This is a genomic window from Spiroplasma platyhelix PALS-1, from assembly GCF_021496725.1.
Classification (GTDB): Bacteria; Bacillota_I; Bacilli_A; order Mycoplasmatales; family VBWQ01; genus Spiroplasma_D; species Spiroplasma_D platyhelix.
In genome coordinates, this window is record NZ_CP051215.1 from 27947 (window position 1) to 47811 (window position 19865).

The window sequence follows — 19865 nt, forward strand, 5'->3', positions numbered from 1 at the left end:
TAAGAATAGAATTATATTTTAAATTTGTGTTAATTAAAAAGTGAGGATTTTTATGGCGTTGAAAAATAGACAAAAAGCTGAAAAAGAATATAAAAAAGCACAAGCAGCGGAAAAAGCAGCTGAAAGAGAGTATAAAAGAGCGCTAGCAGCGGAAAAAGCAGCTGCAAAGAAAGCTGAACAAAAAGCCAAAGCAGAAAAGCGTCAACAAGCACAAGAAGCTGCAAGAAAAGCAAGAGAAGCAGACAGAAAGGCCAAAGAAGCCGAAAGAAAAGCAAGAGAAGCAGAGAAAGAAGCTAAAGAAGCCGAAAGACAAGCTAATCAAGCAACAGTAGCAAAAAAGCCAGCAAAAAAAACTGCAAAACCAAAAAAGGCAAAACAAACTGCAAAGCCAAGAAAAGTTGCCGCTAAAGTTGCAAAGCCAGCAAAACCTAAGCGTGTGGTTAAAGCATCAGCACTTGCTAAGCCAAAAAGATTGCGTAAGTCAGAAACAGAAGCAGGGATCATTAAGAAGCATGGTCAAGCAGATAAGCCTTATACAAAACAACAAGATAAAGAACAAGAAAAGAAGCGTAAAGCTTTTAAAGAACGTGAAAAGCAGTTAGCAAAGATTACTAAATTACATTCAAAAGAAATTTTAGAAGGTAAGGTTGTTTCAATTTCTAATAATGTTCCTGATGTTAAGGATAATATTATTGAGTTATTTGATGTTAAGAAATCTTATCTAACTGGTGATTTAGAATATGAAGTACTAAAAGGAATTGATTTAAAAATTAAAAAAGGAACTTTTGTTGTGATTTTAGGACCCAGTGGTTCTGGAAAGACAACACTACTAAATATTATTTCAGGTCTAGATAAAGCTAATCAAGGTGATGTTTTTGTTTCAGGATACAATCTATCTTTATTAAAAGATAGTCACCTAACAAAATTTAGAAGAGATACTGTTGGGTTTATTTTCCAACAATATAATTTACTTACTAACCTAACAGCAAGAGAAAATGCTGAAGTTGGCGAGAATTTAGCTAAGACAAAAAATAAAGCTTTAGGAATTGATGAAATCTTTAAGGTTATTGAAATGGATGAACATATGAATAAGTTTCCTAGTCAATTATCTGGAGGACAACAACAAAGAGTTTCTATTGGTCGAGCTTTAGCTAAAAATCCAAAGATTCTTTTCTGTGATGAGCCTACTGGAGCGTTAGATGAAGAAATGGGAAGAAAAGTTTTAGAAATCTTGTTAGATGTTAACAAAGCTTTCAAAACTTCAATTATTATGGTTACTCACAACCCTAACTTCCAATATGTTGCTGATATCGTGATCAGTGTCAAAAATGGAAGCATCACTTCTGTCAAGCATAACGCTAGTCCTAAGAAACCAAGCGAGATTAACTGAGGGTAGCATTCTAATTAAAAAAGCAACAATAAATATTGTTGCTTTTTTAATTGAAATTTATACTCTAGATGAACTATTTCGTTGTATAATTATTTTAATAAAAGGGTAAAATAAGAGAAAATATTAAGATAATTTTTAATAAATATAAAGCATTTTATTTAAATTTTAATAGGGCAAATTAAAGGAGAAATATAAATGAAAGAAGAAAAAGTTTTTTATCTAGAGGAACTTAAATTTGAAGAAGAAATAACAGAAAAACTTGTTTCTTTAGGTTGAAAAGAAATTGCTAAGATTCAACGAGAAGATTCAAGAGAAGTTATTGATTTTAATTTGTTACATGAACAAATTAAATTAATTAATAATGTTTCAGATGAATTAGCAATTCAAGCAATTAATCAAATTAAAAGAATAAACGATACTTTGATAAATATGAATAAAGAATGTTGAGATATATTAGTTGAAGGTATCAAGGTTTATGATAAGCATTCCCAGTTAACTAAAACAATTAAATTAATTTCAAAAGATAGTGAGGAAAATAAATATCAAGTTATTCGTCAGTTAGATGTTTCTAATGGTTTCAATTTAAGACGTCCAGATATTGTTTTATATATCAATGGTCTACCAGTTGTTATTTTTGAATTAAAAGCACCTTTAGCAACTGAAACTGTTGAGGATGCATTTAAGCAAAATGAATCATTAAAAAGTTTTGTACCTAAATTATGGGCTTTTAATATTATGAATTTTTTATCTAATAGATTTATTTCATTATACGGATCAACTTTAGCTGGTTTTAAAAGAATGCATAAAATTACAGATTTTAAAACAAAAAATGGTATTGATGTTATTGAATATTTGTTTAATAAAGATGATTTTTATAAATTCATTACTACCTTTTCTTTTTATTCAAATGAGACTAATTCATTTATTAAATATATGGCTGCTCCTCATCAAATTGAAGCAGTTAAGCAAACAATTGAAAAACTTAAGATTACTAATGATAATCGTGGTGGTGTAGTTTGACATACACAAGGTTCAGGCAAATCATTAACAATGTTGATGCTTGCTAAATCAATTATTGAACAGATGAATAATGCTACTATTGTTGTTGTGACAGATAGAAATACTTTAGATAAGCAATTATTTGCACGATTTTTGAATGCTTATGATTATTTAAGAAATGAAGCGATAGCAATTGAAAGTAGAAAAGATTTAATTGAAAAACTTGAAGATAAAAAACATTTTGGCATTTATTTTTCAACAGTACAAAAATTTACAGAAGAAACAGGGGCTTTAACAAATAGAGATGATGTTTTTATTTTGGTTGATGAAGCTCATAGAAGTCAAAATAATATTGATGGAGAAAGAAGTCTTTCTAAAGAGAAAAAAGAATTTATTCTTAAATTTGGTTATGCAAGATATATGAGGGATGCATTTCCAAATGCAAAGATAGTAGGTTTTACTGGTACACCATTAATGAAGTTAGATAAAGATACTACTCAAGTTTTTGGTGACTATAATCATATTTATTCAATGAATGATTCTGTTGCAGATAATGCAACTGTTCCAATTCACTATGAGATGAGAAAAGTTAAAATTGATTTAGATGAAACTTACTTAAAAGAAATGGATTTAATCCAAAGAGAATACATTAAGACACTAGATCCAACAGATATTACTTCACAACAAAAAATTGATACATTATTAAAATCAGTAAGAATTAAGCAAGTGTTAGAAGATGATGATGTTATTAAAGCTAAAGCAACTGATATGTTGCAGCATTTAGAAAAAAGAAAAGTAGTTTTACATGGTAAAGCGATGATTGTAGCAAGTACTAGAAAAGCTGCCTTTAAATATTATCAAGCAATTCAAGCAATAGATCCTGCTTTAAAAGACAAAGTAATTTTAGTTGTAACTGAAAATAATAAAGATGATAAAGAAATGTCAGATGCCATTGTTCCTAAAAGAGACATTAATAAAGTAGCTGAAGAATTTAGAAAAGAAAATTCAAAGTATCAAATTGCAATTGTTGTTGATATGTGGCTAACAGGTTTTGATGTTCCAGATCTTGATGTTCTTTATATGGATAAATTTATTAAATGACATAATTTAATGCAAGCTATTGCTCGTGTTAATCGTACTTATGAAGATAAAGAAACAAAGCAAGTAAAAGAAAATGGTTTAATTGTTGACTACATTGGTATTTGAAAATATTTATCTGCTGCATTATTGCAATATGCATCAGGTGTTGAAAAAACAGTTGATTTTTCAATTGAAGATGTTACTAAAGCTAAAGAAAAACTGATTGAGGGTTTTGACATTCTTAATGATTCGTATATTAAAGGTTTATATAACTTTGATATATTAAACTCAAAAGAACAGTATAATTTTGTTATTGCTTCATATGACAATATATTATCTTTGGATATTGAAGAAAGAAATAAGTTTATTCTTTTAGCTAGAAAAACGAAAAGATTTTTTAAAATGTCTTATTCAATTATTAGTCAAAAAGAATCAATTTTGGCTAAATGTGTTGAAATTATCAATTCACTTATCTCTACAAGTTCAATTCAAACAGATGAAAAATTACAAAATACAATTGAATTAATTAAAGAATCTATCGCTAAAGCAGTTGACTCAAAAACTTCAGATGTTTTTGTATCTGAAAGTAAGATTTCTAAAAATATTAACGAAGTTGCAGCAATCTTAGCCTTAGAAGCACAAGATTTAGAAAAATCTTCGCCACGTGTAGCAATTGAAATGATGAAACACTCAATTCAGGCGCAATTAAAAAATTTACAGAATATAAGACCGATATTTTATAAGAATGCATCTGATAAATTAAGAGAGATTATTACTGCCTTAGAAAAAATGGAAGATGTTCAAAAAGTTATTGAGATGTTACGACAATTAGGAAAAGAAGTAACTAAAGAAACAAATAAACCATTAGATTTTGAAAATCAACAACTACAAGCTTTTTATGATGTGATTTCTAATGATGACTACTTGAAAAATCATGAGAACTCAGAAGTTCTTAGAAGAATAGCTGAAGACTTGTTAGATAAAATTAAGGAGTGTGGAACTGAACAATATGAAAATAATCCTAAAGTAAGATCTAAAATTAAAATACAGTTACAAATTTTACTAAAAACGAAATATAACTATCCTCCTGAACATTTAACGGATATGTCAGGTATTTTGGTTGATCAGGTTACTAGACAAATTAAAATAAATAAAGATTTCTTTAGAAGGGATGATTAAATGGCAACAAATATTAATGATATTGAAGCAAAATTATGATCTGCTGCTGATACTTTACGAGGTAATATGTCAGCTGAAGATTATATGCATGTTATTTTAGGGATTTTATCTTTAAAGTATATTTCAGATCGTAACAAAGTTGGAATAAAAGCAGTAATAGCAGAGGGATTGACAGATGATATGATTTCTGCTGAAGATTTATATTATACTTATAATGCTTTTAAAGTGCCTGAAAAAGCTTCTTGAGATTATATTATGCAATTTGCGAATCAACCAGAAATAGGGCAAAAATTAGATGAAGCTTTTATTGAATTAGAAATAAGCAATAAAATGCTAGCTGGTATTTTTAATAAAAATTATAACAAAGAAGGATTGGATCAAAAAAAACTTGGAGAAGTAATTAAAATTTTTTCTGATGAAGATTTTTCTGATAATGAAGAAGAAGATATTGTTGGTAGAATTTATGAATATTTCTTAGGGCACTTTTTTAAAGATCGAGGGCAAAAAGGTGGAGAATTTTATACTCCAACATCAATTGTTCAATTAATGGTTCATATTTTAAAGCCAATGAAAGGAAAAATTTATGATCCTGCTTGTGGTACTGCTGGCATTTTAGTTCAATCAAAAAAATATATTAAAGATCATCATGGAGACATTTCAAACATTACAGCTTATGGTCAAGAATATAATAATGTTACATGAAAATTAGCAAAATTAAATTTAGTTCTTAATGGATTTGCTTTAGTTGATGTAGATGGCAATGGTGTTTTGGGAGATATTTCTGCTGACACTTTTGCCAGCGATTTGCATAAAGACAAGAAATTTGATTTTATTATGGCAAATCCACCTTTTAATATGAAAAAATGAGGTCAAGAAGGATTATTAGATGATCCAAGATGAAAATGAGGAGTTCCTCCTTCAGGAAATGCAAATTATGCCTGACTTTCACATATCGTTGCTAAATTAAATACAAACGGTAGAGCGGCTGTTGTCTTAGCAAATGGTTCATTATCTTCTTCACAAAAAGATGAACTTGAAATTAGAAAGAATTTAGTTGAAACAAATAAAGTTGATGCCATTGTTGAATTACCAGATAAACTTTTCTATACAACTGGAATTCCTGCCTCTATTTGATTTTTTAATAATAATAAAAAAACAGATAATGTATTAATGATTTCTGGATCATCAATTGAAGGTAAGATGATTTCTAAAAAATTAAGAGAATTGCAAACATCGGATGTTGATAAAATTGTAGAAATTTTTAATAAGCATGAAAATGCTGAATATATTGAAGAAATTGGTTTTGCAAAATCAGTTTTAAAAGATGAACTAATTGAGAACAATTTTTCTTTTGTTCCTGGTCGATATGTTGGTTCAAAAGAAGAAGTTGTTGATAAAGAAGCAATCAAAAAAGAGATTAAAGAACTAGCAGGAGAAATTTCTAGTTTATTTAAAGAATTTAATGAATTAGCTCCAAAAGTAGAAGAAGCAATAAAGAAAGCACTAGAGTATGAGGAAGTCTAGTGCTTTCTTTTATTTTATTAGTAAGTTGATTAATTTAGATTTTAATTCTTTACTTTTATTAGAAGTTTTTTCTATATCATATAGCATGATTGTTATATTATTTGATTTATATTTTGGTTCATTTAATTGAATTAATTTTAGTGATTGATTATTTATGCTTCGCATTGTTGTTCCAGTTGCATATTGTTCTTTTTGTAATTTGAATTTATCAGATAGCATAAATCCTAAAATATGGTCATGATATTCTGTTTTAAAATTAAAAAAGCCAGTTGAAAAAACTTCTTTAGGTCTTTCTTTAAAATAAAATAATTTATTTTCTCCATCAAGTTTAGAAAAAATAAATGAATCATTGGTAGGAGAAATATTAGCTCTAGAAGGAATTTTTCCAGTAAGTGGAATAATTTTATTGTAGTCAATTTCCAATTCGCCTATAGCGTTTGTAGCAAAATAGTTATTTTGTCCTTCATAGGAACTATTTAAAATTTTAATTCTAGAATTAAAAGAATTTTGTATTTTAACATTTGTACTATAAAGGTCAATTAGTAATTTAATTAATTTATTTTTTATTTTTGCGAGTTTAGTTTCAATTAGTTCTATAGGTTCAATAATGTCGATTAAATCTTTCATATCATTTTGAACATTTTCAAAACTATCAATTCTAACACAATTTGAATACTTCAAAAAAAGTTTTTCATTTGGTTCAATAATGTCGATTATTTGTTGTTGAATAGAAATATTTGGAATGTATACATTCCAATTTTTTAAAATGTCAGAAGATAAATTAATAAAAACTGCACCATTACCCATTTTTATTAATTTTGGTCTATCTATTATGAGTTTATAAAATAAATATTTTTTAAGAATCAAATTTTCATTGCAATTAATTGCTAAAAAACCATCGTGATACGCAACTTTTTTAGTAAGCTGTATAAAAGGAATACCTGGAGTTGCCGAATTAGTTATTAATAAATCCCCATATTTCCCTATTAAGCCTTTTTTTTCTCAGATAGGATTTATAAATTCTTTAGTTTTATTTAAAAAATTTCCATTTAAATCAGAAATTTTAGCTCACATTAACCCATCTTTTTGTAATCATTGATTTATTGGTCGTGGTGAACTCCCTCTTTTAATAAAAGATAATTCACCAAGTTTAATAATTGCCATTAATAAACAAAAAACAAGTTCTATTTAATAGAACTTGTCATATATTTTTTTGTTTTGTTCAATTGATAATTGTAAATATCTAAAAGTTGTTTCAACTTTTTCATGACCTAATTGCATCATTACCATTTTTGGATTAGCTCCTTTTAAAAGCAAATGGGTTGCATGAGATCTTCTAATTGAATGAGGAGTATATTTATCACCAAGAATATCTTTTGTTCATAATCTAATTGTTTTTGTACTGACATCTTTAAAAATAATTTTTTTTGTTGTTTCGAAATTATGAAATACCTCTCTAATTTTATTCCCCTTCCCAACTACTGTTATTGTTTTTTTATTAATTAAAATAATTTGTTTTAATTCACCAGCTCGAAGACCTGTTTCAAATAAAAATCTAACTAACATTTTTTTATTAATTAATTCTGAATCATCTGTATTTTTAATTTCAGTTCGTGATAATAAAAATTTTTTGTTAAAGACAACCATAAATTTTTTTGGAATTCTCGGAAGTTTTATTTCTTTTATTGAATCCAATCTTTTATCTTTAGTTCATTTTAAATAAGAACAAAGAACATTATAGTGTGTTCAAACTGTATTAGGATTTTTAAAATAAAAAGTAAGCCTTTTTTTAACTAATCTTATATCTTTTAAATCTTCCTGATAAATATTTAAAATACTTTTATATGTTTTTATAGTATTTTCAGAATATTTATTTCTTTTTAAATAATTTATATAGTCTTTCATTTTTTCCTCCATATATTGTTATATAGAGTAAAATTAAATAAAACAAAGGAGGTTCAATAATGGCAATTAAACTTAAAGAATTATATAAAGATAATCCTGAATATGGAGCGCCTTTGCCTGCACTTAGTTTAGGAAAATATAAATATGTTAGACAAACAGATATTAAAAACAAAATATTTAATACATTTGTAAATTCAGGACCACTCTTAAAAAAAGATGATATATTAATATCAAGAGTTGGATCTAATGCTGGAGAAACTTATATTCATGATACTGAAGAAAAATGTGTATTTGCAGGTTTTTTGGTTAGATATCACTTTGATGATTTAAAATTAAAAAATAAGTATTTTTATTATTGAACTAAAACCAGTAAATATAAAAATCAAGTAAAAAAAATGATAACAGGCAGTGGACAACCACAATTTAATCCACCTGTTGTTTCAGAATTAATGATTTTTATACCTAAAATTGAAACTCAACAACAAATAATCGACATTATTGAACCTATAGAAAAATTAGAAAAAATAATAATTCAAATAATAAATAATATTGAAAAATCTTTTTTTTCTAGATCTTTAAATTTTCAAGATTCTATTAAAAAAAATATAATTTGAAAAACAAATGGTTATGCATATGAAGGTTATGAAAAAATTAATGACGGTTTATATAAAATATTTACAATCAAAAATATAATTGATGATTTTAAATTTTCTAGAACAAATGTATTAAAAAATAATTTAATTAATATAGGTGATTTAGTTACAGGTTTGTCTGGAACGATTGGAACAGTAGGAATTATTTTTGAATCCGATTGAGTTTCAAATCAACGAACATTAACATTAAGAAGTAATATTCCTTTAAATCTTAAAATTGCTATAGAAAAACAAGTTGATTTTTTATTAAAGAATGCAACTGGAGCAGTTCAAAAAAATATTACAATGAATGATATTTTAAATTTGAAAACAATTGAAAAAAAATTAAATGATGAATTAATTAATAAATTTTATATAAAATTATTACTTTTAAAAAATAAAATTATTAAGATTAAAAATTGTGAAATAAAATTGTTAATTAAATAGTATATTAATGTGTTAGTACATTTATGTAAGATAAACGTGCAAGGAGTTATAGGCTTCCTTCTCCTAATCTCTTATGAGATTAGGTGCTTTTTTATTAATTTAATTTTTATGAAAATAAAAAGTTATTTTTATAATCTACTTTAATTGTCAATAAGAATCAGATAAAATAAGATAAATGATATTAATAAAAAGGATGAAACCTAATGGAAAACAAAAATGAAACATTAGTTAATGGTCGTGTTCTAAAAGAACAAGAAGAGAACCGTTATCAAAAATTATTAGAATTAGAAAAAGAACATTATGATGTTTATGGTCGTAAATGAGAAAGAAATTATAATAGTTCAACTTTAACTAAAGAATTTAGTGAAAAAATCAAAGAACAATTAGATGAATTATCTGATAAAGCAGCAAATGATCAAATTAAGATTGCTGGAAGATTAATGACAAAAAGAATTATGGGTAAGAATTCTATTTTTGCTAACTTACAAGATCAATATGGTCGTTTTCAAATTTATTTAAATACTAGTTCGTTAGATAGTAAAGAATTTAATTTATTTTCTGAATATGGTGACATTGGTGATTTTTTTGGTGTTGAAGGAAAAATCATGCGTACAAAAACTGGAGAGTTAACTGTTAAAGTTGCTAAAGTTGTCATGTTAGCTAAAGCAATTAAGCCACTACCAGATAAGTGACATGGAATTAAAAATATTGAAGATCGTTATCGTCATCGCTATCTTGATTTAGTGATGAATCAAGAGGTGAAGGAAATCTTTATTAAAAGAACTAAAATTATTAATAGTTTAAGAGAATTTTTAAATAATCAAGGTTACTTAGAAGTGGAAACACCAATCTTACAAGATATTTCTGGTGGTGCAGCAGCTAAACCATTTATTACTTTTCATAATGCATTAGATAGTAATTTTTATCTAAGAATTGCTACAGAACTACATTTAAAACGTTTAATTGTTGGTGGGTTTGAAGGTGTTTATGAGATTGGACGTTTATTTAGAAATGAAGGCATTAGTCCAAAGCATAACCCTGAGTTCACTACTGTTGAAGTGTATGTAGCCTATCAAGATATGAATTTTCTTTTTGATCTAACAGAAAATTGTCTTAAATACATCATCAACAAAGTCAACAATAAATTAACTTTAGTTGAAGAAACTGTTAATGAACAAGGTGAAGTTACAAAAGTAGAATTAGATTTTGCAAAGCCATGACAAAAGATTAAAATGTTAGATGCAATTAAAAATGTTAGTGATCAAAAGTTTAGCGCATCTTTTGCTAAGATTTATGATCTAATTCAACAATATGATCGTAATCCTAATCAAGAAGAAGTAGCAAAACAAAAAGCAGAAGTTTATCAATTAGCAGTTAACTTAGCAAAAGAATATAAAATCAATGTTGATAAGCATCATACTGGTGTAGGTCATATTATTAATTTATTCTTTGAACATTTTGTTGAAGAAACTTTAATTCAACCAACATTTATTTATAGTTATCCTGTTGAAATTTCACCCCTATCAAAATTAAGTGAAAATAGTCTCAACTTTACAGATCGTTTTGAATTATTTATTAATGGTAAGGAGTATGCTAATGCTTATTCTGAGTTGAATAATCCAATTCAACAATATCAAAGATTTGAAGAACAAGTTAATGAAAAAGAAAAAGGAAATGAAGAAGCTTCCTCTGAAATGGATTTAGATTATGTTGAAGCATTAGAATATGGTATGCCACCAACAGCAGGTTTAGGGATTGGAATTGATCGTTTAGTTATGTTGGTTACTGGTCAACATAGTATTAAAGATGTTCTCTTCTTTCCACAATTGAAAACAAAAAAAACGCCTTAATTGGCGCTTTTTTCTTTATAACTAACATAACAATCAATACAATAGTAATATACTGCTAGTTCATTGTTAGCATCTAAATCTTTATTTTCTGTAATGCTAACAGAAGCTGTGTTAGTACACTCACCGCATTTCATTTTATATCTACCCCTTTTCTTTATATATAAAAAAATTGTAACACATCATTTTTATTTAATAAACTAAAAAAGATATTGCTTTTTTTTATTAATAATGATAATATTTCTAAGTAATTTTTATTAAATTTAAAGTGAGGTGCCACTTATGGCTCAAGCTAATATTCATCCTAAATATTTTAAAACTGAGGTTACTTGTATAACATGTAGTAATCATTTTATTACTGGTTCAACAAAAGGTCCAGAGATTCGTGTTGATACATGTTCTAATTGTCATCCTTTTTATACTGGAAAACAATCATTCCTTTCTGCTAAAGGTCAAGTTGAACGCTTCTTGAATAAAGCAAGTAAGAAAGTTGAAGCAAAGCCAGAAAAGAAAGATGCTAAGACAAAACAAGAACCAAAAAACACTAAAGTGGTTAGTTTAGATAATTTCAAGGTTGAAACAAAGTCAGAAAAAAATAATAAATAATAAAGCAAGAATGGAAAGTAACTTTACCACATAAGGTTATTTTCCATTTTTTAGTTAGAAAGAGATTATTCTTTTTATCTAACTTATTTTTTTTCAATTTTAAGTTAAAATTATTTATAGAATAAAGAAAGATAGGCAAATTTATGAAAGACGTATTGATTGATTGAAGCTTAAATCAAAATCTTAAATATGGTTCTTCAAATAGTGAGAAAGTATCTTTAAAAGTTAAAGAATGGACAATTGCTAAAGGTGTTAAGAATTGAAGCTTTGATGCTAGTTCACCAATAATCTTAGCACTTTTTAGTAATGAAGAAGATAACCTAAATAATATTTTAAAAGCCTTTGGTGGCTTTGGGAACATCATCTTTGGTCAAATTATTTTAAATGAAGAAGATGTTACTTATAATTTTCCTGGTTGAGAAAGACAGATTGCTTATTTAGCTAGCAATCAATTTCAATGAAATAAGCTTTTTTCAGTTCGTCATAATCTTATCAAAACAGCAAAATCAGTCAGACCATTTTTACAAGCAATAGGGCGAAATAATACTAAAGTTAAGATTGATATTGCAAGTTTAAAAAATACTGGTAGAAATTTAAATCGGGCAGAATTTAAAGCTAGAGTTATTAAATTGATTAAAGCATTTATCAATGAAACTCAAACATCAAGAAATTTATTTATCAAAGAATATGAAACACAAATTAATGAATTTCATGAAAGATTTGCTAAGAATAAATTTAATTTTCCTGGTGGTGAAGAACTAGCAGAAGTTTTAATTAGAAAACTTAATGCTGAAGAAGAAAATATGATTGTGAACAATAATTTGTTATTTTATCAATCGCTTCAAGATCGTATTTCTAGTTTGGAAAATTTAGTTGGCGATTGTATTTGTGGTTGCGAACCACCAAAGAAAAGAAAAAAAGAATTTGAATTAAATGAGATGCCTTTCATTATTGATGAAATAAATAGTTATTTAGAAGATAAGATTTTTCTAACTAGAAAGCAAATTCGTACTACTTTAAAAAGTTGTAACAATCACAATCAAATTTTTAGTAACGAATTAAATCAAGCGTTAGCATATAAAAAAATTAATCTTTCTCGCACACAAGTTGATCAAATCATTGAAGAATGAGTAGACTTAGCTGAAGTGCAAAGAATTAAATTTAACATGAAGCAAGATTTTATCGCAATGCAGTTGCTACCTGATGAAATGCAACTATTGCTAAAAAACATCAGACATGAGATTGAAATTTATCACAAAAAACTTTTAGATCATCAAAAATTTGAAGATGCTAGTGTCTATCATCAAGAATTAAAAGATTTAGAAGATAAGCTAATTGATTTTCGTGATTTAATTGATGACAATATTAGTCTTATTTTTGAAGAGTTGCAACTAACAAGTTTATTAAAAAGAAGATATAGTGATCTTTCACTTTTAGAACGAAGAATTGTTAAGGTTATTCAGAAATTAGTAGTTGTGAACAAAGTTTTATTGTTAGAAAATCCGTTTTACTTGTTAGAACGTTCTGATAAGGTTAAGTTGGCAAAATGACTAAAAATCCTAGCAAAAAAATTATCAATTATTATTATTTTTTCTTCAAAATCAAATGAAGAAATTAGTTTAGTTGCTTCTCATCTTGCTGTGATTGAAAATGGTCTTGTTGTTCAGCAAGGTAAGATTGGTGAAATTTCTGCTAAGCCACTATCACTAAATTTATTAAAAGAAATGAATAAAAGAGGTTTAAATGTTTTTTTAGGGCAATGATACCCGCCAACTTTAAGTTTCTATAATAAGCAAATTGCTATTTTTCCTAACTTAAAAAATGCTCCAATTATCGCTTTAAAAGCAAGCGATATTATTTTTAGTTACAGAAAACCATTATTTACCTTTTTCTCTAAGGTTATTAAAATTAGTGGTACGATTAAGGAAGTTAATAAGATTAATGAAAGACAATCACTTTTGACTTTTAAAACTTTTGATGATAATTTATTTGAAGTTTTAGTTTATAATTATAATAATTTTAAAATTGGTTCAAAAGGTTGAATCTCAATTGTTAAGAATACAATTTATATCTTTGATTCTGAAAATAAACAATTAATTGGAACTTGATAGAAAGGATTTATCATGAATGATAGGAATGATTTTAAAAAAAATGCGAAAAAGATTTATGATTTAATTAAAAAAAGTAACACAATAATTATTCATCGTCACGTCAATCCAGATGGAGATGCTTTAGGTTCACAATGAGGATTAAAAAGAATTATTGAAGAAAATTTCCCTAAGAAAAAAGTTTTAGTTCCAGGTGATATGACTGATTACATGTTGAAATTTTTTAAACCAGCAGATATTGTAAATCAAAGTGACTATCATGATGCTTTAGTTATTATTTGTGATACAGCTAATCGAGAAAGAATTAGTGGTCAGTTCTGACAAGAAGCAAAAAATATTATCAAGATTGACCATCATCCTGAGGTTGATGATTATGGTACTTTAAGTTTAGTTGATAGTTCTGCTTCGGCAGCTTGCCAAGTGGCAGCTAAATGAGCTCAGACACTAAAGTTAAAAGTTTCTAAAGAAGCTGCTAGAGATTTATTTTTAGGATTGGTAACTGATTCAGGAAGATTCTTGTATCGTTCAGTTAGTAGTGAAACATTTGATGTTGCAAGTTTTTTAGTCGAAAGTAAATTTAGTCTTTTAGATTTATATGAAAATTTATATATCCAAGAATTAAAAAATGCCTGAATTAAAGGATACATTTTAAGTAATTTTACAGTTAGTAGTCATGGTGTTGGTTATTTAATTTTTACAAAAGAAGAATTATTAAAATTAGAGAAAGAATTAAATAATAAAATCAAAGCAATTGATAAGAAAGCAAAAATAACTTTAATCAGAGAAGATTTTACTAATCAAGTTAATTTAATGAGTAACATCAAAGGAATTAAAATTTGATTTATTGCTTGTCAAGACGCCATAACTTCAGATTTTAAAATTAGTGTCCGAAGTGCAAGATGAAAAATTAATGATGTTGTTGCAAAGTTTGGTGGTGGAGGCCACGATAGCGCAGCAGGAGCAAGATTAGAAAATCTAGCAATTGTCAAGAATTTATTCAATGCTTTAGATAAATTAGCAAATTTAGCACCAAATATTAAATAATTGGAAGCAAAAGGAGAAGTTGGAATGTATAATCGTTATAATGATGGTTGAATTGAAGTAATTGCAGGATGCATGTTTGCCGGAAAGACAGAAGAATTTATTCGTCGTATAATTCGTTTGCAATACGCTAACCGAAAGGTTTTAGTTTTCAAACCAACAATAGATGTTCGTTACGCAACAACTAAAGTTGTGACTCATAAAGGTGTCTCAATTCAAGCAATTATGATTGATCGTAATCAGCCAGAAGAGATTTTAAAAATCTTAGCAAAGAAAGAAAATAAGAATGTTAATGCAATAGCAGTTGATGAAGTTCAATTTTTCCATAAAAATATTGTTGAAATTTTAGATCAATTAGCGAATAATAATAAGCAGGTGATAGTGGCTGGTTTAGATCAAGATTTTCGTGCTGAGCCTTTTGAAGTTATGTCAGCTATCCTGCCAAGAGCAGAGTTTGTGACAAAATTAGATGCAATTTGTGTTGTTTGCGGTGCAGCAGCAACAAGAACACAAAGAATCATCAATGGTAAGGAAGCAAGTTATAATGATCCAATTATTGAGATTGGCGCACAAGAAAAATATGAAGCTAGATGTCGCAAGGATCATAAAGTTTTAAAATAAAAGTTAGGTGCTTTTAAAAATGATTAATGAAAAAATTTTACAACAATTAAATTTACTTGAGCAAAAGTATCAAGAAATTGAAAAACAACTTTTGACTTTAGATATCAAAAGTCAAAGAGAAAAATACACTGAATTAAGTAAAGAGCAAAAAAGATTAGAGCCAATTATTAATCAATTTTTAGTTTATCAAAAAATTAAAAATAGTTTGATTGAAGAAAAGCAATATTTAGAATCAGAAAAAGATGCTGAGTTAGTTGAAATGCTGAAAGCAGAAATTAAAGCTAACGAACAAAAGCTAATTGAAGCAGAAGAAAAATTACAATTGATTTTAATTCCAAAAGATGACAACGACAACAAGAATGTTATTTTTGAAATTCGTGGTGCTGTTGGTGGAGAAGAAGCTAATATCTTTGCTGGTGATTTATATCGCATGTATTTAAAGTATAGCGAGAATCAAAATTGAAAAGTTGAAACAATTGAAGCAAAAGAATCTCCTTCAGGAGGTTTCACTTATATTGCATTTATGATTCGTGGTAAGCAAGTATTTTCAAAATTAAAATATGAAGCTGGTGCACATCGTGTTCAACGAGTACCAAAAACTGAATCGCAAGGTAGAATTCACACTTCAATTGCTACTGTAGCAGTACTACCAGAAGCAAGTGAGATTGATGTGAACGTCAACCCTAACGATTTAAAAATTGATACCTATCGTTCTAGTGGAGCAGGTGGTCAGCATGTTAACACAACTGATTCAGCAGTAAGAATCACTCATCTGCCGTCAGGCATAGTGGTGACCTCACAAGATGGTCGTAGTCAGCATGATAACAAAGATAAAGCAATGCGTGTTTTACGAGCTAAGCTTTATGAATTCCAATTATCGCAGCAACAAGGTGAAATTGGTGACATCAGAAAAAATGCTGTTGGTTCTGGTGAACGATCAGAAAAAATTAGAACTTACAATTATCCACAAAATCGTGTTACCGATCATCGTATTGGTCTAACATTAAATAAATTAGATCAAGTGATTGAAGGTAACTTAGATGAAATTATTCTCGCTTTGATTAGCGCAGAAGAAAGAAGAAAACTAGAAAATTTAGAGAATGAAGTTATGAAACTAAATTAGTAGTTTAGTTTCATTTTTTCAATTATAATTAATAGTAGAATATTTGAGGTGTTTTCAAAAATGAATTTCCAAGTTTTTGGCAATCGAATTAAACTTTTCTTTTTAATTACCATTATTTTTTTAATGTTGACTATTGGAATGTTTGTAGCATTTTTAGTTATTCAAACTAATCCCTCTCATACTTGATATTTAATGATGTTTGTTTGATTTGGTACAACGACAACATTATTATTTCATTATCTATTATGAAGAAATCTACCTTTCTTACAAGCATTGGATATTGCAAGAACTAACAATTACACATTTTTCTTATCTTTAATTGTTTACATTATCTTATTTCCAATTATTGCAATTTTATCGCTTGCTTTTTTAGTTATTTTTACGATAGCAATCTTAATTTTATGAATTAAAAGTTTATTCAAACGCAAAAAAGGTAAAGATCAACTTTAATTATGCAAATTTATCAATTTTTAAATCTTGCTAGAACAGTTAATGATAACGAAAATGTCAACAAAATAATTTTAGTTAATTTGTTGAATAAGGATTTAGTTTGATTGTATTCCAATCTCAACACAATTAAATATGATCAAAAGTTTTTAAAAAAATATTTAGCTTTAGTCAAACAATATGCTGATGGTCTACCATTAGGATATATTTTTGGCTATGTTTTTTTTAATGGCAACAAAATTTTAGTAGACAAGAATGTGCTCATCCCAAGAAATGAAACTGAAATTTTAGTAGATCGCGCTTTATTTTATGCAGAAAAGCTATTTGCTTCAAAAATACTAAACGTGCTAGATTTGTGTACTGGTAGTGGGTGTATTGCTATTAGTATGGCTTTAAAAAAAGCAAATTGAAATTTTATTGCTAGTGACATTAGTACTAAAACTTTAGATACTGCTCGTTTGAATCAAAACTTACATCAGTTAGTTAACGTTAAGTTAGTTACTAGTGATTTATTTGTTAATTTAGCAGAGAGCAAATTTGACTTGATTGTTTGTAATCCACCTTATATTGAAAAGAGTTCTGATACTTATCAAATTAGTAAATTAGCTCATGAACCAGAACTAGCGTTATTTGCTGATGATGGTGGGCTGGAATTCTATCAAAGAATTTTTGCTTCAGTTTTAAATTATACAAAACCAGATTTTTTGCTTGCTTTAGAAATTGGCTTTGATCAGAAGCAAGCGCTTGAAAAAATGTTAGCAGAAAAATTTAGTAGTTATTTTTATTGATTTGAAAAAGACTATCAAAATCATTGACGCTTTTTATTTATTAGCAGCAAAGGATTATAACATACATTTAAATTTAAATATCATTATTTTTTTCATTGAGATAATGATATTTTTTATATTTGAAAAAGGAAATTGCTCCATATCTTTTTAATTAGGATAATGGAGGCAATTTAATGGGGCGGTTTATTGAAATATTAAAAGAATTTCAAAATAACTCACAATCTCTTTCCTTAACTTATCTAACAGCAAAGTTTTCATTAACTATTAGAACCTTACAAAGGGATATTCAAAGAATTAACACTTTGTTATCAGAAATTAGTAATTGTAAGATTATTAAAAGTAAAGATCGATTAATTCTCATTGGAGATAATTCTGATTTTGCGATTAATAATTTACTAAAAAAATTTCTTAAACTTTCAAATAATAATGAGATAAAAACTTATCAATTACTTTTGTTTTTTATTTGAGAGAATCAGCCTTTATCTAATAGTAAATTGATTAGCTTTACTAGTGGTAATTTATATAGTTTGAAACAACAGTTAGATTTAATTAATAGTTTTTTTCAATATTATCAATTGAATCTTAGCTTGAAGTTTAAAACTAAAAAAGGATGATTGTTAGCTGGTTCTGAGCAAGATTTGCGATTACTTGCAACAAATATTTTAATCAATCTTAGTCATAATGCTTCAAATCCTAGTAATTATTTAGAATCTAATTTATTTCATCTTATTAACAAATTGAAAGAAGTATTGGTAAATAGTAGCATTTATAAATTCTATTATTCTGAAATATTATATTTTTTGATTATGGTCGTTAGAAGAATAAAGATTGATAAATTACTAAATAATTACGATTGTCATCAGCTTTTAACGCAATTAGTTAATTGCGAAAAGACGATCAAAAAACATTGTGATGAATTAATTAATTTATTACAAAGAAATTTTGCTTTGAAATTTAATCAACATGAAATGGATTATCTTAAATCTGTAATGTTTTTTAATCAGAAGCATTTTAATAATAGTTTGTTTTCAAAACTAATGCTTGAACTTAAGAATTTGATCAAAGATTTAATTTTTAAAAAATATCAGCTTACATTATTAGTTAAAAACTTTAAATTAACGCTTAATAATTTTCTGACAGAAAATTACTTAAGATTCCTGTTTAATCTTTATCAGTCTTTTAATTTTAATGAGGTTAAAAAAAGTCCTTTTTCAAATGATGATTCTTATTTCTATGGTTGAGAAATACTTAATATTATTAACTTTGCTTTTAAGCAATTTAACATTAACATCAATTTTAATTTATTTGTCAATGATTATTGATTGATGAACTTTAATAGTCTTTACTTGCGAAACAGTCAAAAAAACTGAATAATTCCTCTCTATTATCAAGAAAATCTAGCCTCTTATTCTGAGTTAAATAAAGTGCTTTTATTTATTAAGAATAAATATCCAAACATTATTTTAAAATCCTTAGATATAAATAATAATGTTTATCAATGGAATATTTTAAATAAGCAGTATATGATTTTGCTTGATGATACTCCCTCTTTAAAATTATCGCAATTTGAGCAAATTCTCCCAATTAAATATCATCATTTAACTTTAAATCAACTACAAACAAGTATTGATTTAATGATTGAAAAGATAATGTTTAATAAAATTAGTTCATCAATCTTAGTTCTTGATTTCTTTCTAAAACAAAAATTCTATAGCTTAAAAACTTTTTTAACATTGTTTCAAGCATTGTTAATTAGGAAGTTTAAAATAAATTGAATTGATTTTGATTTAAAAGATGCCTTTATTGATCAGAAATTTTCTGAAGCAAATATTCTCTTAGTACATAAATTAATCCCCATTAATAATATTGATTTACCTATTATCCTAATTTATTTAAAAAACCCTTTATTTTTTCATAAAAGAAACCCAATTCATTTTATTTTTATCTTAATTAATAATTCAAATAATTTATATCAATACGATTGAATGAGTTCGTATCTCAATTTAATTAAGAATAATTTTAATATTAAAATCACAAGTATCAAAAAATTAATTCAAGTTTGTAGCAATTCTTTATCTCATAAAAGTCTAGTGCGAAACTAGACTTTTATTTTTTTATGTTTTTTGAC

General features: G+C 26.7%; 16 protein-coding genes. 13 read left to right on the forward strand and 3 right to left on the reverse strand.

What is annotated here, in order from left to right; translation table 4 throughout:
- Positions 1 to 472 precede the first annotated feature (472 nt).
- From SPLAT_RS00115 to SPLAT_RS00125, 3 genes are all read left to right on the forward strand, one after another.
- Complete coding sequence (locus SPLAT_RS00115) at positions 473 to 1396, forward strand: ABC transporter ATP-binding protein (protein WP_373422705.1); 924 nt, start codon at positions 473 to 475, stop codon at positions 1394 to 1396.
- 189 nt (positions 1397 to 1585) lie between these two features.
- On the forward strand, positions 1586 to 4648 hold the full coding sequence (locus SPLAT_RS00120; RefSeq protein WP_168105058.1) for a type I restriction endonuclease subunit R: 3063 nt from the start codon (positions 1586 to 1588) through the stop codon (positions 4646 to 4648).
- Positions 4649 to 6172: a type I restriction-modification system subunit M gene (locus tag SPLAT_RS00125; RefSeq protein WP_220190958.1), complete on the forward strand. Its 1524-nt coding sequence runs from the start codon at positions 4649 to 4651 to the stop codon at positions 6170 to 6172.
- A 9-nt stretch (positions 6173 to 6181) separates the two neighbouring features.
- Here SPLAT_RS00125 and SPLAT_RS00130 read toward each other — a convergent pair whose 3' ends face one another.
- Both SPLAT_RS00130 and SPLAT_RS00135 read right to left on the reverse strand, forming a co-directional pair.
- Complete coding sequence (locus tag SPLAT_RS00130; protein ID WP_235083224.1) at positions 6182 to 7336, reverse strand: restriction endonuclease subunit S; 1155 nt, start codon at positions 7334 to 7336, stop codon at positions 6182 to 6184.
- Positions 7337 to 7360: 24 nt separating this feature from the next.
- On the reverse strand, positions 7361 to 8077 hold the full coding sequence (locus tag SPLAT_RS00135) for a tyrosine-type recombinase/integrase (RefSeq protein WP_168105060.1): 717 nt from the start codon (positions 8075 to 8077) through the stop codon (positions 7361 to 7363).
- Positions 8078 to 8136: 59 nt separating this feature from the next.
- Between SPLAT_RS00135 and SPLAT_RS00140 the strand changes: the two genes are divergently transcribed.
- Complete coding sequence (locus SPLAT_RS00140) at positions 8137 to 9156, forward strand: restriction endonuclease subunit S (protein ID WP_235083225.1); 1020 nt, start codon at positions 8137 to 8139, stop codon at positions 9154 to 9156.
- 203 nt (positions 9157 to 9359) lie between these two features.
- Positions 9360 to 11006, forward strand: a complete 1647-nt coding sequence (locus tag SPLAT_RS00145; protein WP_168105062.1) for a lysine--tRNA ligase — start codon at positions 9360 to 9362, stop codon at positions 11004 to 11006.
- On the opposite strand, the gene SPLAT_RS00150 is transcribed toward SPLAT_RS00145, so the two are convergent.
- Positions 11003 to 11140: a hypothetical protein gene (locus SPLAT_RS00150; protein WP_168105063.1), complete on the reverse strand. Its 138-nt coding sequence runs from the start codon at positions 11138 to 11140 to the stop codon at positions 11003 to 11005. The genes SPLAT_RS00145 and SPLAT_RS00150 overlap by 4 nt on opposite strands.
- Positions 11141 to 11285: 145 nt before the next feature.
- On the opposite strand from SPLAT_RS00150, the gene rpmE reads away from it, so the two are divergent.
- From rpmE to SPLAT_RS00190, 8 genes are all read left to right on the forward strand, one after another.
- Positions 11286 to 11609, forward strand: coding sequence for a 50S ribosomal protein L31 (gene rpmE, locus SPLAT_RS03535; protein ID WP_168105064.1), 324 nt, complete (start codon positions 11286 to 11288; stop codon positions 11607 to 11609).
- Positions 11610 to 11752: 143 nt separating this feature from the next.
- The gene (locus SPLAT_RS00160) at positions 11753 to 13720 is read left to right on the forward strand and encodes a hypothetical protein (RefSeq protein ID WP_168105065.1); all 1968 of its coding nucleotides are present in this window, start codon (positions 11753 to 11755) and stop codon (positions 13718 to 13720) included.
- Positions 13721 to 13732: 12 nt separating this feature from the next.
- The gene (locus SPLAT_RS00165; protein ID WP_168105066.1) at positions 13733 to 14761 is read left to right on the forward strand and encodes a DHH family phosphoesterase; all 1029 of its coding nucleotides are present in this window, start codon (positions 13733 to 13735) and stop codon (positions 14759 to 14761) included.
- A 24-nt stretch (positions 14762 to 14785) separates the two neighbouring features.
- Positions 14786 to 15379: a thymidine kinase gene (locus SPLAT_RS00170; protein WP_168105067.1), complete on the forward strand. Its 594-nt coding sequence runs from the start codon at positions 14786 to 14788 to the stop codon at positions 15377 to 15379.
- A gap of 22 nt (positions 15380 to 15401) precedes the next feature.
- Complete coding sequence (prfA, locus tag SPLAT_RS00175) at positions 15402 to 16502, forward strand: peptide chain release factor 1 (protein ID WP_268833980.1); 1101 nt, start codon at positions 15402 to 15404, stop codon at positions 16500 to 16502.
- A gap of 60 nt (positions 16503 to 16562) precedes the next feature.
- The gene (locus tag SPLAT_RS00180) at positions 16563 to 16952 is read left to right on the forward strand and encodes a hypothetical protein (RefSeq protein ID WP_168105069.1); all 390 of its coding nucleotides are present in this window, start codon (positions 16563 to 16565) and stop codon (positions 16950 to 16952) included.
- Positions 16953 to 16954: 2 nt separating this feature from the next.
- Positions 16955 to 17797 carry a peptide chain release factor N(5)-glutamine methyltransferase gene (prmC, locus tag SPLAT_RS00185; protein ID WP_168105070.1) on the forward strand — a complete coding sequence of 281 codons (843 nt, stop codon included), beginning with the start codon at positions 16955 to 16957 and terminating at the stop codon, positions 17795 to 17797.
- Between the two features lie 113 nt (positions 17798 to 17910).
- Positions 17911 to 19839, forward strand: a complete 1929-nt coding sequence (locus SPLAT_RS00190; RefSeq protein WP_168105071.1) for a BglG family transcription antiterminator — start codon at positions 17911 to 17913, stop codon at positions 19837 to 19839.
- The last annotated feature ends 26 nt before the right edge of the window (positions 19840 to 19865 follow it).